This window comes from Flavobacterium sp. N2270 (assembly GCF_025947225.1).
Lineage (GTDB): Bacteria > Bacteroidota > Bacteroidia > Flavobacteriales > Flavobacteriaceae > Flavobacterium.
This window is the reverse complement of the sequence record NZ_CP110005.1, coordinates 1,678,202-1,693,486: the sequence shown is the minus strand read 5'-3', so window position 1 is coordinate 1,693,486 and position 15,285 is coordinate 1,678,202. Positions and strand designations below refer to the sequence as shown.

15 protein-coding genes are annotated in these 15,285 nt (G+C 30.0%); 11 read left to right on the top strand and 4 right to left on the bottom strand.

Going from position 1 to position 15,285, the window contains the following annotated elements:
• Window positions 1-93: 93 nt before the first annotated feature.
• The 9 genes from OLM55_RS07875 (at window position 94) to OLM55_RS07835 (ending at window position 10,958) form a co-directional block, all read left to right on the top strand.
• The gene (locus tag OLM55_RS07875; RefSeq protein WP_264558362.1) at window positions 94-705 is read left to right on the top strand and encodes an ATP-binding protein; all 612 of its coding nucleotides are present in this window, start codon (window positions 94-96) and stop codon (window positions 703-705) included.
• Window positions 706-834: 129 nt separating this feature from the next.
• On the top strand, window positions 835-1,470 hold the full coding sequence (locus OLM55_RS07870) for a hypothetical protein (RefSeq protein ID WP_264558361.1): 636 nt from the start codon (window positions 835-837) through the stop codon (window positions 1,468-1,470).
• Window positions 1,471-1,505: 35 nt separating this feature from the next.
• Complete coding sequence (locus tag OLM55_RS07865) at window positions 1,506-1,709, top strand: helix-turn-helix transcriptional regulator (RefSeq protein ID WP_264558360.1); 204 nt, start codon at window positions 1,506-1,508, stop codon at window positions 1,707-1,709.
• 3 nt (window positions 1,710-1,712) lie between these two features.
• Window positions 1,713-4,028: a sensor histidine kinase gene (locus OLM55_RS07860; RefSeq protein ID WP_264558359.1), complete on the top strand. Its 2,316-nt coding sequence runs from the start codon at window positions 1,713-1,715 to the stop codon at window positions 4,026-4,028.
• The gene (locus tag OLM55_RS07855) at window positions 4,015-5,121 is read left to right on the top strand and encodes a hypothetical protein (protein WP_264558358.1); all 1,107 of its coding nucleotides are present in this window, start codon (window positions 4,015-4,017) and stop codon (window positions 5,119-5,121) included. Before OLM55_RS07860 ends, OLM55_RS07855 begins: the two co-directional genes overlap by 14 nt.
• A complete protein-coding gene (locus OLM55_RS07850) occupies window positions 5,118-5,861 on the top strand; it encodes a hypothetical protein (protein ID WP_264558357.1) in 744 nt (247 codons plus the stop codon). Before OLM55_RS07855 ends, OLM55_RS07850 begins: the two co-directional genes overlap by 4 nt.
• Before the next feature lie 2 nt (window positions 5,862-5,863).
• On the top strand, window positions 5,864-7,702 hold the full coding sequence (locus OLM55_RS07845) for an Eco57I restriction-modification methylase domain-containing protein (protein ID WP_264558356.1): 1,839 nt from the start codon (window positions 5,864-5,866) through the stop codon (window positions 7,700-7,702).
• A gap of 10 nt (window positions 7,703-7,712) precedes the next feature.
• Complete coding sequence (locus OLM55_RS07840) at window positions 7,713-9,092, top strand: ATP-binding protein (RefSeq protein WP_264558355.1); 1,380 nt, start codon at window positions 7,713-7,715, stop codon at window positions 9,090-9,092.
• A gap of 1,443 nt (window positions 9,093-10,535) precedes the next feature.
• The gene (locus OLM55_RS07835; RefSeq protein WP_264558354.1) at window positions 10,536-10,958 is read left to right on the top strand and encodes a DUF6943 family protein; all 423 of its coding nucleotides are present in this window, start codon (window positions 10,536-10,538) and stop codon (window positions 10,956-10,958) included.
• Window positions 10,959-11,027: 69 nt separating this feature from the next.
• On the opposite strand, the gene OLM55_RS07830 is transcribed toward OLM55_RS07835, so the two are convergent.
• From OLM55_RS07830 to OLM55_RS07815, 4 genes are read right to left on the bottom strand one after another with little or no spacing between them, the layout of a single operon-like run.
• The gene (locus tag OLM55_RS07830; RefSeq protein ID WP_264558353.1) at window positions 11,028-11,204 is read right to left on the bottom strand and encodes a hypothetical protein; all 177 of its coding nucleotides are present in this window, start codon (window positions 11,202-11,204) and stop codon (window positions 11,028-11,030) included.
• Window positions 11,191-11,406: a hypothetical protein gene (locus tag OLM55_RS07825; protein WP_264558352.1), complete on the bottom strand. Its 216-nt coding sequence runs from the start codon at window positions 11,404-11,406 to the stop codon at window positions 11,191-11,193. Before OLM55_RS07825 ends, OLM55_RS07830 begins: the two co-directional genes overlap by 14 nt.
• Before the next feature lie 35 nt (window positions 11,407-11,441).
• Entirely contained in the window at window positions 11,442-11,834 is a 393-nt protein-coding gene (locus OLM55_RS07820) for a DUF5675 family protein (protein ID WP_264558351.1), read from the bottom strand.
• Complete coding sequence (locus tag OLM55_RS07815; RefSeq protein WP_264558350.1) at window positions 11,834-12,592, bottom strand: hypothetical protein; 759 nt, start codon at window positions 12,590-12,592, stop codon at window positions 11,834-11,836. Before OLM55_RS07815 ends, OLM55_RS07820 begins: the two co-directional genes overlap by 1 nt.
• Window positions 12,593-13,597: 1,005 nt before the next feature.
• Between OLM55_RS07815 and OLM55_RS07810 the strand changes: the two genes are divergently transcribed.
• Together OLM55_RS07810 and OLM55_RS07805 are read left to right on the top strand one after the other, a co-directional pair.
• A complete protein-coding gene (locus OLM55_RS07810; RefSeq protein ID WP_264558349.1) occupies window positions 13,598-14,839 on the top strand; it encodes a site-specific integrase in 1,242 nt (413 codons plus the stop codon).
• Between the two features lie 43 nt (window positions 14,840-14,882).
• Window positions 14,883-15,209, top strand: coding sequence for a DUF6660 family protein (locus OLM55_RS07805; protein WP_264558348.1), 327 nt, complete (start codon window positions 14,883-14,885; stop codon window positions 15,207-15,209).
• Window positions 15,210-15,285 lie beyond the last annotated feature (76 nt).

The following is a 15,285-nucleotide window of genomic DNA, read 5'->3' as shown; positions in this document are numbered from 1 at the left end:
TTTCAGGTTCTCTTCAACTGTCATCCTGAACTTGTTTCAGGATCTGTTCTTATTACAAACAATCTGTAAACTGTTAACCGTTAACTATCAACTATGAGTTCAAAATACAACTACCCAGAAATCTTAACATGGCTAGAACAAAAAGCCAAACAAGATTATGGAGAAAAATTTCAATTCTTGGAACAAGACATAGCTAACATTACAAAACTAATCGCTTACTTCTTAAACGATGAGGAAACTACCAATCAATTAGGCATAGATTTAACAAAAGGAATTCTACTTTCTGGACCAGTGGGTTGTGGTAAAACTACATTAATGACACTAATGAAATATGTTGCTCCAAAAGAGAATAAATTCTACCTAAAAACCTGTCGAGATATAAGTTTTGAATTCATAAAAGAAGGCTATGAAATAATTCACCGATACAGTCGTGGAAGCTATTCTCAATCAGAATATAAAAACTATTGTTTTGACGATTTAGGAGTAGAAAGTAATCTAAAATACTATGGAAATGAATGTAATGTGATGGCAGAAATAATCTTATCAAGATATGATCTATTCATCTCCAGAAAAGTAAAAACCCATATAACAACAAACCTATCAGCTTCAGAAATAGAAACCATGTATGGCAATCGAGTTCGCTCAAGATTTAGAGCCATGCTAAACCTCATCGCATTCGACAAAACAACACAAGACAAACGCTAACCGTCATTGCGAGGAACGAAGCAAACTCTTGTCACACTTAGCTTGTCGAAGTACCTTACCGTCATCCCGAGCGCAGTCGAGGGACAATAAATAATAACTGCAAACCATCAACTTAAAATTAACTAAATCATGAGAAAAATAAACATCTTCTGGAACTGGTTCCAAGACAACAACCAAACCATAAAAAACCTAATCAACGAAACACAACACAATCAAAACCAAATATGCTATTGGTTAAACAAGCAATTAGGGTATTATTGTAAAGAATTAGATTTTATTATTGTATTACCAAAAAAGGTAAATCAAAAATCAGAACTCATCATTACAGCAAACGGTAATCCGGAATACTTCGACCAAGTAATCCAACTAATCAACAATGCTCCTGTTTTAAGAAACTGGAGATTTATAGTATTTATTCAACTCACCGAAAAAATAGATAAAATCATAGAAAGATTAGACGATCATTATGTTATCCAAGAATTAACAATCAAAACTAATCAAGTAAAGTTTCTTCCACTCGACTATGATGTAAACTCTAAAGAATTAGACATTATCATTTACTTAAAAAACTACTACATTCGTTGCAATACTAAAACATTTAAACAAATTATATATATTATACTTAAAGACTTATTAGGAGAAAAATCAATTTGCGAAAAAATCAATTTTGTTCAACTTGCTAAAATGCCAAATCAAATAGAAGAACTCATTGAATTATATGAATTTCAGTATTATTTAGATAATATTAATACTTCTGAATTGTAATTAAATTCAATATATTTGCATATAATGCAAACTTTATGAGTAAAAAAGCAATTAATCGATTGAAAGTAGTATTAGCTGAAAAGAACTTGACTAGTAAATGGCTTGCTGAACAATTAGGAAAAAATGAGGCGACTATTTCAAGGTGGTGTACTAATGATGTACAACCTACATTAAATACACTCTCTAAAATTTCTGAATTACTTGAAATAAGTATTTCAGAATTAATAAATGATAAATAACCTATGGAAAGTACTTCTAAATTAATAGAATTAAAAAAGAAATTAACAGAAGAAATATCAAAAGATGTTTCTGATAATAGTGTTATTATATCTTTATCAAATGAAATTGCCAAATTAGATGATTCTAATGTAAGATTTTCTGTTGATGCAGGAATAATAAATAGATTAGGTAAAGAACTTGTTGGACGTCAAGAAACAGCAGTTTCTGAATTAGTAAAGAATGCCTACGATGCTGATGCCAAAAATGTTAAATTAATTTATATAAACGCTTGGAATAAAGGTGGAACTTTAGAGATTATTGATGATGGTACCGGTATGAATAAAGAAGAGTTAGTCAATGGTTTTATGCGACTATCATCTTCTGAAAAAATTCATAATCCAATTTCAAATAAGTATCAAAGAATAAGAGCTGGAAGAAAAGGAATTGGAAGATTTGCTACTCAACGTTTAGGAGATAAATTAACTATAATTACTCAAAAATCAGACTTAGATTATGCCTTAAAAATATCAATAGACTGGAAAAAATTTGCCTCTGATATAGACCTTTCTACTATTTCAAATTCAATTGAGCTTATTGCAAAAGAGAAAGAAGAAGGTACAAATTTAATTATTGAAAATTTAAGAGAAGGTTGGAGTGATGCTACAATAAAAAAAGTTTATAGGTATACTTCAGATTTATTACAACCCTTTCCTCTTTCTAAAGAGAGAAAAGAAAAGGATAAAATTAAAATAGATCCTGGTTTTAATAGTTCATATTACAGAGAATATATATCAGAAGATAATTTAATTATTGACGAAGAAGAAGCTTTCTTAAAGCATGCATTAGCGGAAATTGAAGGTTATGTATTAGAAGATGGTCAAGGATGTTGGTCATTAGAAAGTGAAAAACTAAATTTTCCCCAAGAAGTTTTTTTAATTGGAAAAGAAAAAGATTCACCAGAATCAAAATTTAATTTTATAAAAGGAGTTCATTTTAAATGTTACTACTTTTTATATGACAGTTCATTAATACCTACTCAAACGATGACGTTTATTCGAGAAGTTGCAAATGAACGTGGTGGTGTTAGAATGTATAGAAACGGTTTTAGAGTTCCTCCTTATGGTGAAAAATTAAATGATTGGCTAGGGTTAGACGAATCAACAGCAAAAAGAGTAATTCTATCATCTCATAGAAATATTAATTTTTTTGGTTTTGTTGAGATCACTGATGAGTCAGGACTTTTATTTGATGAAACTTCAAGTAGAGAAGGCCTTTTTGAAAATGAGGCATTTCAAGAATTAGTTAATTTCACTCAAAGATGTTTAATCAGTGCGGTAATTAAAATTGCAGATTTAAGAGGACGAAAATCTACAACAAGTCAAAAAAATTGGGAAAAAACAGAAAATCCATCTAAAAAAGTTGACACAGCTATTGAAAAGATAAAAGAAATTTTTGAAGAAGAAGAAACTGATGAGAATGAACACTTAGATTCAAAAAAACATAGTGATAAAAAAGAAAAATTTAATAAAGCTTTTGAAGAGTTTAAGCAAGCTCGAGAAGAAGAAGAAATTGAAAAACAAAAGTTAATTGAAGAGATTAACATGTTACGAATATTAGCTGCATTAGGTTTAGTCATCGGTGAATTTGTTCATGAAGTAAAAAGATTTTTACCTGGTTTTGATACAGATACAAGATTTCTAAAAAAAGTTGTTAAAGACTATGCTGAAGCTCTCAATCGTGTTGAAAGATTGGAAACAAATATTAAATCTTTCACTGCATATACATCATATTTTGATAGAGCAATTTCAAGAAATGTTTTTAGAGAATTAGAGCCTATCGAATTAAGGAATGCTGTTAATGATTTTATGGATGTTATTAAAAAAGATATTGAGAGGTCTGGTATTATACTTCGCAAGCCAGTATTTAATGATTTTGATTTATACACTATACCTATGCATCCTTCAGAATGGTCTTCAATTCTATTTAATTTTTATACAAATTCAAAAAAAGCGATTAAACGTAAAGGTGTTAAAGGGGAGTTATTTATAAAATGTGGTAGAGATAATAATAATGTTTACTTAGAATTTTCAGATAATGGAGATGGTATAAATAAAAAAGATGAGGATAAAATTTTTAATGCTTTTTTCACTACTTCAAGTGCATCTAGTCATCAAGATTCTGAAGTAGATTCTTTAACAGGAACTGGTCTCGGACTTAAAATTTTAAAAGACATTATTGAGAGCTACAACGGTACTATTTATGTAGCAGAAACAGAAAATAATTTTAGTACAACAATTAGAGTAGAAATCCCTGAAAATATTAATAATGAGCAAATTTAAATACTTATATATAGATGATGAAAATGACGAGTCCGTAACCGCTATTAGAGATGGTTTTGTAGATGAAGGTATTATCGATATTGATGTTGAACAACCAATGAATTTTAAGGAGCAGATAAAAGATTTGTCAACAAAATTAAAAGATTATGATGGTTTAATTTTAGATTTCAGATTAAATCAAAATATGCAATTGGATGTTGCATATAATGCTCCATCTATTGCACAAGAGCTTAGGATGGCTGTATCAGAACCTGAAATGAATTTAAAGTCGTTACCTATAATTCTATGCTCTACAGATGAAAGAATGCGAGCTACTTATGATGCTGATAAAACAAGTCATGATTTGTTTGATTATAAGTTTTTAAAAGGAGACGAACCGGATTGGGAAAGATTTTCAAAAAAATTAAATTCTTTGGCAAACGGCTACAAATGGCTTAATGAAAAGTCCAGAACAATAGAAGATATTTTACAAAGAGAAGATATCTACAATTTTGACCCAAGAATTACAGATAAATTTAAAGATCCAGAGAATAAAGTTATTGCATATGATTATGCTCATTTTGTAATAAAGGAAATATTTAATCATCCTGGAGCATTAATTAAAGAGCGTCTATTAGCATCAAGACTTGGTGTTAATATTGACGCTTCAGGAGATGACTGGAATGCTTTAAAACAACATTTATCACCTTTTAGATTTTCAGGATTATTTAATGATGGTTGGGAAAGATGGTGGATGGATAAAATCAATTCCTTTTTTAAGGAGGTAAGTAAAGGAAAAAGATTAACAAACCTCAATGCTATTCAAAGGGTGGAAATTTTAAAAGAGGCATTTTCTCTTAAAAATTTAAAAGAAGCTGAACCTATTGAATGTTGTGTAAGTTCAAATTTTTGGACTATTTGTGAAGAAACAAAACTACCTTTAGATCCAATTGAAGGTTTTAAAGTTTTTCAAAGTGATGATTTAAAACCATGGCAAGAACCGAAGTATTTATCTTTCTACGCAATAGCAATTGAAGGAATTAAAAAGAAAGGTTTAAAACCACATTTTAGTGAAAATGAAAAGATACAATTAATGAAAGATAGCTTTAAATGAAAATTGAACAATTTAGACAATCTAGAGCGGACGACTTAATCACTGCAGCTAAAATTATTGAAAGCGTTTTTTCAGGAAGTATTTTAACAACTCCAATTTATATAGCCGCTGAAGAATTAAGAAAAAGAGCTCCTTTTTTAAAAGATGGTACGACCAATGATGATTTATGGGGTTATGAGATTTGTGATTTAATAATCCCAGTTGACACAACTAAACACATGCGTCCAAAGGGTATAAATCATAAAAAAGTAGAGCTAATATTAAATATGAAATTAGTGGCTAATTATAAAAATTGGAATGATTTAAATGACCCTTTAATAGATTTGAATTTTAATGCAGTAATTCGTGGTATTGGGGATCAACCTCATTACTTCTGTTTTCATATTGACAAACACGATCCTTCAAAAGTAGCAACTGAACCACATCCTACATATCATCTTCAAATCGCAAGCAACCCACTAGATGAGGATGAATTTCAATATGGAAATACTTTATTCCTTGATACTCCTAGAATAGTACACCACCCAGTAGATTTAATTTTAGGTATAGGTTTATTAACTTCAAATTTTTTTCCATTTGCTTTTGATAATATTATGGATGATGGTTATTTTTCATCAATATATAAAGTATATCAAAATAAAATATTAAAACCATATTATCATACTATTGCTAGTAATTGGACATACGATATTGCAAATATTTGTTGGTCAAAACAACATTTATGTCCAACAATTATTTAAAAATGAATAAAGAAATATTTAATTACTTACAAAATAATTATACTACCGATACTATACTAGTCGATAGGTTGATTGTTTCTTCATTTTTAAGATTTAATAAAATAGAAATTTACAATAACGTATTTATTAAAAAATATATAATTACAGAAAATGATATAGTTGAAAACAAAGCTTTAGATAAATTTATTGAAATTATAAAAGTTAAAATAAAAAAGTTTGATTTAGAAACTTTAATTGAACTATTTGAATTTGTTATTTCTCCAGATGATAAAATTATTACTGGTGCAATATATACTCCAAAAAAAATAAGAGAGTATATTATCAAGCAAACTCTTTTTGATAAAAACATCGATGAAAATTTTAAAATAGCAGATATATCATGTGGATGCGGGAGCTTTTTATATGAAGCTGCTTTATTTATTAATAAAAATACAAACAGGAGTTTTTTTGAAATTATTAGGGATAATATATTTGGACTAGACATACAGAAATATTCAACAGATCGAACAAAAATTGTATTGACATTACTTGCTATTTTTAATGGTGAGGACAATGTTTTACTTAATTATAATATTTATACAGGTGATGCTCTAGAATTTAAATGGACTAATAACATTAATGATTTTAACGGATTTAAATGTATTGTCGGTAATCCTCCGTATGTGTGTTCAAGAAATATTCCTGCCAATACAAAAGTTCATCTTTCTAAATGGGAAGTATGTTCAACAGGACATCCTGATTTATATATTCCATTTTTTCAAATTGGTATTGAAAATTTATCAATAGATGGTATCCTTGGTTATATAACAATGAATACTTTTTTCAAAAGTGTAAATGGTAGAGCATTAAGAGAATATTTTCAGAAGAAGAAACTAACATTTAAAATAATTGATTTTGGAACAAAACAAATTTTTAAAAGTAAATCTACTTACACATGTATTTGTTTAATTGAAAATAATCAAAGTGAATTTTTAAATTATATAAAGACCAATAGTTTAAAAATTAGCTATAAATATAATTCATTAATTTATGATGATTTAGAATTCAAAAATGGTTGGAATTTAGAAGAAACTACTTTAATTAATAAGATAGAAAAAACAGGTAAACCATTAGGAGAATTATTTAAAACAAGAAATGGGATAGCAACATTAAAGAATAATATCTATATTTTTAATCCAGTCAATGAAGATAAAGAGTTTTATTATCTAAAATTTAATGGTGAAGTTTTTCCAATTGAAAAGGGTATATGTAAAAACATTATTAATCCTAACAAGTTTACAAAAATTGATAACGTAAAAGAAATTAATAGAAAATTAATATTTCCATATCTGCATATCAATCGTAAAGTTCAATTAATTGATGAAGACATCTTTAAAAAGAAATTTCCTTTTTCATATAATTATTTAAAATCAAAAGAAGACTTACTAGCTCAGAGAGATAAAGGAGAAGGAAACTATGAAAACTGGTATGCATATGGAAGAAATCAATCATTAGAAAAATTAAAATTCAAACTATTTTTTCCTCACATAACTCCTGATATACCAAATTATGTAATTAACACAGATGAAAATTTATTATTTCATAATGGATTAGCAGTTGTCACAGAAAATGAAAATGATTTATTCTTTTTACAAAAACTTATGAGTTCTAAAATATTTTGGTTTTATATAAAAAACACAAGTAAACCCTATGGCTCTGATTATTATTCTTTGAGTAGAAATTATATTAAGAATTTTGGAGTTTATGATTTTTCAGATGAAGAAAAAACATATATTATTAATGAACAAAACAAAAGTAAATTAGATAGTTTTTTTGAGGAGAGATATGACATTCAATTTTAATTAAAAAGACATGTTAAGCCCAACCGAAATAAAATCAATAGCAGCTGCTGGAGAAGGCTATAATGCCGAATTCAAAGTTAGTATTCCAAGTAATGTAAAAGGAATTACCGAAGAAGTATGTGCTTTTGCTAATGCTTCAGGTGGTGTTGTGTTAATTGGTGTTGATGATGCAAATAACATTAAAGGAATAACTATTGATAATGGTAAGCGTTCAGCTTTGCAAAATTCTATAAATGAAATCTCTCCATCACTAAAATGTGAATTCTACATTGTTGACGTAGAGGGTTTAAATGTAGCAGTTATCGAAGTGCCATCTGGTCAAAACAAACCTTATGTTCTATCAGGTGCAATTTACGTTCGTCAAGGTCCAAATTCACAGAAATTAACAACACCTGAAGAGATGAGAGACTTTTTTCAACAAACAGGTAAAATTTATTTTGATGATGCTTCTTGTATAAATGCTAGTATAGAAAAAGACATATCAGAAGAAAACATCAAAACATTTAGATTCGAAGCAGGTTTAGTCAATACAACTTCAGACGAACAATTATTTACAAACTTAAAACTAATTGCAAACGATGGCCATTTAAAAAATGGTACTATTTTATTTTTTGGAAACAATCCCGAACAGTTTTTTGAAAAAGCAGTTATTCGTTGTGTAGTTTTTGATGGTATTGATAAAAGATATATTGTTGATGATAAAGTAATGTCCGGAACATTATATCAACAATACTTGCAAAGTATGATTTGGTTAAAATCAAAATTGGATGTCAGATATGAAATAGAAAGCGAAGGTGGTAATCCAAGAAAAGAATTATGGGAAATTCCAGAAATAGCTTTTAAAGAAATAATTATAAATTCATTAGCACACCGAGATTATTACGATAAAGGAGCTAGAATAACAATCGAAGTTTTCGATGATCGTGTAGAAATATCAAATCCTGGTGGTTTAATAAGTGCTGTTCCAAGAAATGAATTTGGTAAAAGAAGTGCTAGTAGAAATCCACTAATTTTTGGCTTATTCGAAAGAATGCGTTTAGTAGAACAAATAGGTTCAGGTATTACTCGTATTCGTGATGTAATGAATGATGAAGGATTAACTCCTCCTGAATTTAGTATTGATGGAATGTTTACGGTTACATTAAGAAGACCTTTCGACTTCGAAAAGTGGGTAGAAAAGTGGGTAGAAAACCTAACGGAAAATAGAGTTGATATTCTAAAAAATATTCATAAAAACAGTAAAATCACCATTCGTGAGCTATCAGATAATATTGGGTTAAGCCTTTCTGCTATTGACAAAAACTTGCTTTTCTTAAAAGATTTAGGCATACTAGAAAGAATGAAAGGTGCTAAAGGTGGATACTGGGTTATTCATTTTAAATTACCATAAGTGGGTAGAAAAGGTGGGTAGAAAAGGTTAAAATAAATGAATTAAAATCTCTTTCCAATTGCCACTCCTTTGCCAACGCTCCTAAAAAAATTACTGTCATGGTTTTTGTCCCAACGCACATCAAGCACTTTGTCTGTTGGCTAAAACGTTTTGTTTAAAAAGAAAAATCCAATAAGCCATCAGTCAAAGAGCTTGCCCAACGCTCAAAACAAAAACACGTACGCTTCGCAACTCATGCCAGTAATTTTTTCTCCCAAGCTTAGTTACATAATGTGGCATTATAGTGCATAAACAAATATCCTGCATCTAATGAAACCAAAGGATGCACTATAATAACATTATGTAAAAAAGCCGCACACCCACCGCTCGTGTGGTTTGTTCCAGGACAACATTTTTTGCAGCTCCCATCGCATCACCCAGCTACAAAAAACACCGTCCTTCACAAACCACTTTCAATAATCCGTTGCATATTTTTAGTAGTTAGATAATTTTTATATCGCATGACTAGTAGTATTGTTTTATAAACTAACCGCAGACATAGGTAGTATTTTCATTGTTTTTGTGCGTGCTACATTTCCAAAACAACCCAATTCATAATTCATAACTCTACTTTGCTAATTATTTTCTGGCACCCACAAATACAAAAAGAGTCAGCAAGAGTATGATTTTTCATTTGCCAGAAACCACGAACTCCATTGCTTTCACGTTGGACAGATGCCATAACGATACTAGGTACATTTAAAGTTATTGAAGCATATGTTCTCAATCGCATATCAGGCATCTATCCAACATAAAAGCAATCACAACAACCCCATAAGCAAATAAAAAATCACACACTTGCCTACGCTACTGCCTCATCGCACTAGGTATGATAATGCATTGTTTTTTGAAGATGCTTCCCATTTCCATAAGATACTTTTCTGCTAACTGAACACTGCTACTGCCAACTGACCTAAAGGCATCCTCAAAAATCAAATCCACAAAAGAGTATTAAATTTTAAAACAGGATAAAAGTATTCATATTAATTTGCCTATGGTTATTTATCCTGTTTTATAATTCAATACCCTTTAAACAACTTCCCACATTCCAAAACACAACCTCGGTAGATAGAACGTATCCAAAACAACATCCGATTTCAAAACAATAATTGATTGGAAATTCAAAAAAAATAAATAAAAAAAAGGAAGCAAAGATAAGTTCCAGGTATTCAAAAAAGCAAGTTCAAGCCTTTCAGGTTTCGGATAAAATCTCCACCTTATCAGGTAGTATTTTATCCGAAAAACTTGCTTTTTTGAAACCTTCCACTTGAAAATACGGCTTTCTTTTTTTTCTTTTTTTCTTTTGAAAAATTTATGTGTGCGGAGCATAGCGAGGCAAACCTGCATTTCATAAGAAACACCGTAGAAAATTGAAAATCTAATCAATTTTTAAAAGCCGATGTTATGCTAAAATTTGTCATTAAAACCTACACTAAAGGAACGATTTACAAAAATCCACACCTATTCATTTTAAACAAAGGATTAAACAGTGGAAAGCCTTCAAATGAGCCATTCACAAATAGTTTTGTTATCATTTTCGAGAATAAAGAAGATTTTGACAACATCAATTTAACAGCTTATGCACTTTGGAAAACAAAATTCTGGCATCAGTTTCTTTGTGGTTCTGTAATTCCTTTTTTACGCTTACACGATGTTAGAAAAGAATTTCCAAACAAAGTAAATCAAGAGATAAAAGACCACGAAGAACACCTTAAAAACGTTCAAACTTTAAAGCTTTTAGAACAATCTGAAAAACGTTTCCATGAAAATCTAAATCTTATCAACGATATGCGTAAAGTCATTTTATATCGATATTGTAATAGATAAAAAAAGCCAGGTCTTTCGACTTGGCTTTCATTTTGTTTAACCCAAAGGTCACCACAACAAGAGTTAAACTTATTTTTTGTGCTTCTTTTGTAGGCTTTTAAGCAGTAACGAAATTGTAAAACTGACAATTGCTCCAACAGTAGCTAATATAATAGTTTTTGCAATATCATCAGAATTTATATTGGGTACTATACTTAAAAATGTGCCTCCAGCAGTTCCCATTAAAGTATGGTTATTCGCTGTCATCAGTTGTAGTAAGCTGACTAGTTGCTGTCAAAACTCCTCCAGCAACTGCCATATAACCTCCAATAGTTGTAACTAATACTGGCAAGGCAATTGGAGCAGCTAAAATCGTTCCACCAACAGCTGCCAAAACCAAACCAACATTTCGAAGCACTTTAAAAAACTTTGGAGTAGGAGCTGTAGCTCTATTTACAATTTTTTTCATAATTTATATTTTTTCATTCCCATGAAAATGGGAATCTATTCAACAATCAATTCAACACTTTCTTTATTGTCCAAAGCTTGATAAACTAACGTTTTTAGCTTTTCAAATGCTTTTCGTGACATTAGTCCTAATCCTGGACCAGAAAGTTTTGTCACCGGAGCAATACAACCATTCAATTCTCTTAATGCATTATTAGCAGGATGAAATAAAATAAAACTTCTATTTTCTACATCTAAAACTTCTAAATGCCATTTGAATTTTTGACTATATCGCTTTCTAATAAAATATTTCCCTACCGGAATGCAGGAAACTCTCTTTTCATTATTCTTCCAAGGTAATTCAATCGTATAACAAATAAATTTACCTTCACATTCGAGTTTTCCGTTTGTTCCGTAAGGGAAATAAGTTCTAGTTAAATGAATAACCATTACACACCACCATCAACTTTAGCAAGTGATAACGGATTAAAAGCACCATTTTTCAAAGGATACATTTGTCCATTAATTTCTTGATAAAATTCAACTCCAACAGCCAAAAACAATGGTTTTGTACTTGCAGGAGTAACAGCATTCACTTGGTTTATTGCAGCAGTAGCTGTATTATCCCAAGGTAAAATCGCAGTTTCAGAACTAGAAACTACAAAAGTTTCCGTTTCAAAATCAACTTCTGCACCTCCAGAAATAATTTTAAAGTGAGTAGTTCCACTAGGAGCTGCAATCATATTCGCAGGAATAAATGATGCCAAATCCACTTTAATTTCTCCAGCTGCTCGATCAATAGTTGCTACATAAGGAGCAAATAAAGAAGTTCCAAGCTTACCACGAATATTGAATTCAAAACCAAATAACAATTCAGCTTCTCCATCAATAACATTTCTCAAACCTCTCTCACTCACTAAATCCGCTTGAATAACTTTCACCATTCTTTGAGTAAGTCTACTCACCATTCTACCATCAGCAGAATTTAAAAGTAACGGTCTAAGAGCCGTTCTTAAAAGCTTACCAGCTTTTCCAGCTCTTCCAAACTCCGAACCATTCTCACGCGTTCTTTGAAACGCAGGATCGCTAGCAATTCTACTAGCATCAATTCCACCTTTCTCACGAGCTAAATGTCCGTCTTGGGTTTTGTAAAAAGTAATATCTCCGATAGTACCTTTTAATTTAATTATGCCTTTCTGTCTAGCCATAACATTAAAAATTTCATTAATAAATCAGTTAAAAACTCATTCAATCATCATCACGTTGCAACACTTTTAGATTGATTTTAAAACAAAATTTAAACTATAAACAACACCGTCAAAACAATGTGTCACTACATGACACATTTGTCCATAATTGACATAAAATACACTGAGACAAGTTCAACTATCGTTTCTGAACCAGTTCAAATATTACTTAATTTTACACTGTTTAAATTAATTAACCGACTAGTTTTAAGTAATTCAAAGCCTAGTCAAAGGCATAGATAGTGTATGAAATTTGAAAATAAGAGGATTTGTATCTACCCAAAGGACATACAACTCATTACAGGCAAAAGTTATAGACAGAGTGCTAGAATGTTGCAAAAAATGCGAAACGACCTAAATAAGCTTGAAAATGAGTTTGTATCAGTTGAAGAGTTCTGCCAATATACAAGCTTAAAGATTGAACAAGTTCAACCTTTAATTATTGGATGAGGTTCTTAAAGAAAGTATTAATTATTAAACTTCTAAATACTACTAATTAAGTTCAATAACTAGTTCATTTATTGTACAATTTGTAAAGGTTTTATTGTGATTAATCCTTTAGTTTTCATACATTTGTACTATAAGATTTCGAAAAATTTGCACGTCATTTGTAGATGCAAAAGCGAGACCCTAGGATTTTTAAAATTATTAAAGCTAATAATATCAATCGGTTAGAAATGGAATACAAATCCCTCTTTCTCCGCGAGCTGAAAAGCAAATGGTAACAAAACCCACTAAATTCAACAATTTAGTGGGTTTTTTCTTTTTGGGTTATATCAAATTATTCATTAAATCTCAAAGTTTAGGTGTCTTTCGAGGTGTCACTAAAATATAAAAAATTAAGTGACTCCTCTCAATGAAAAACACTGCTACTACAAGCAGTTCAACAACATATTCAAAAATTGAACATCTTGTTTGTATTTATTAAAAATAATAAATTTAATAATAACTTTAAGGTCACCACCAATGAACACATCCGTATCAATTCTCTTTTACATTAAAAGAGCAAAAGTCAACAGTTTAGGAGTTTGCCCAATCTATGCAAGAGTTACTATCAATGCAAAACGTTTTGAGTTTAGTACCAATAAGTATATCAGTCCAGAAAAATGGTCATCAGAAGGTACTAAAGTTAAGGGTTCAAATGAAGAAGCTAGAACAATCAATAGTCATCTTGATTATTTAAAAAATCAAGTGTTAGAAGCTGAAAAAAGACTATTTAAAAAAGATATTCCTGTTAGTACTGAAAATCTTAAAAATGAATTGTTTGGATTAGCTGAGACTAAACGAATGTTAGTTCCTATTTTCCAAGACCACAACAACAAAATCAAAGAATTAGTTGGTAAAGAATATGCACCTGGAACATTAGAGCGTTACACCACTTCTTTGAAACATACCATTGAGTTCATGCAATGGAAATATAATATTTCTGATATTGATATAACCAAGATTGATCACGCTTTTATAACCGATTATGAATTCTGGTTAAGAAGTGTTAGAAATTGTGCGAATAACACAGCTGTAAAATACATCAAGAACTTCAATAAAATTATCAAAATATGTTTGGCCAATGATTGGATTGATAAAAATCCATTTGCAAATTATAAATCAAAAGTTAAAGAAGTCGAACGAGTATATTTAACCGAAGATGAAGTTCAAGCTATAATTGAAAAGGAATTTAAAACAGAAAGACTTTCATTAGTTCGCGATATATTCCTTTTTAGCTGCTTTACTGGTTTGGCTTACATAGATGTCAAAAACTTAACAAAATCGCATATAAGCTTTGGAATTGATGGTGAGAGATGGATATTTACACATAGACAAAAAACAGAAAGTGCTTCTAAAATTCCAATCTTACCAGTTACACAAATGATTATTGATAAATACCAGAATCATCCACAAAGTAACAATCAAGAAAAATTACTTCCTATTTTATCTAATCAAAAAATGAATGCCTATTTAAAAGAAATAGCAACTGTTTGTGAGATTGAAAAAGAATTAACTTTTCACATTGCCCGTCATACTTTTGCGACAACTGTAACGCTTACAAATGGTGTACCAATTGAAAGCGTAAGTAAAATGCTTGGACATAAAAATTTGAGAACAACACAACATTACGCAAAAGTGTTGGATAGAAAAGTAAGTGAGGATATGAAAACTTTGAAAGATAAATTTAGTTCTAGTTTTAAGTTGAATAGTAAAGAAGCATAAAAAAAAGTAAAAATTAAAAATTAATTTTACTACTTTTACAGCTGTGAAATTTTTAAACTACATATTATCACTGTATTTAGTAGTACTTTCATGTTTGCCTTGTGCAGATGTGGAAGCAACTAGTTTTACGCACACTTCTAGTAAAATAGACACAAACCACGAAAATCATTCACACGATAAGGAAAATGACGCTTGTTCTCCTTTTTGTGTTTGTAATTGTTGCGGACAAAGTGTTTTATCTTATGTTCCTGCAATAGTTTTTAATTTTCATACTCCAACAGTAGAAATTCAAACGCTAAACTCCATTTACAAATCTAATTTGTATTCCAATTTCTTTGGGAGTATTTGGCAACCACCTCAAATAGTATAATGAAGCCCGAGTAGTTTCGGGTTAGAAACTTGTGTTTTTACCACAAATTATGGCAAATTTTTAATTTGCTAATTTC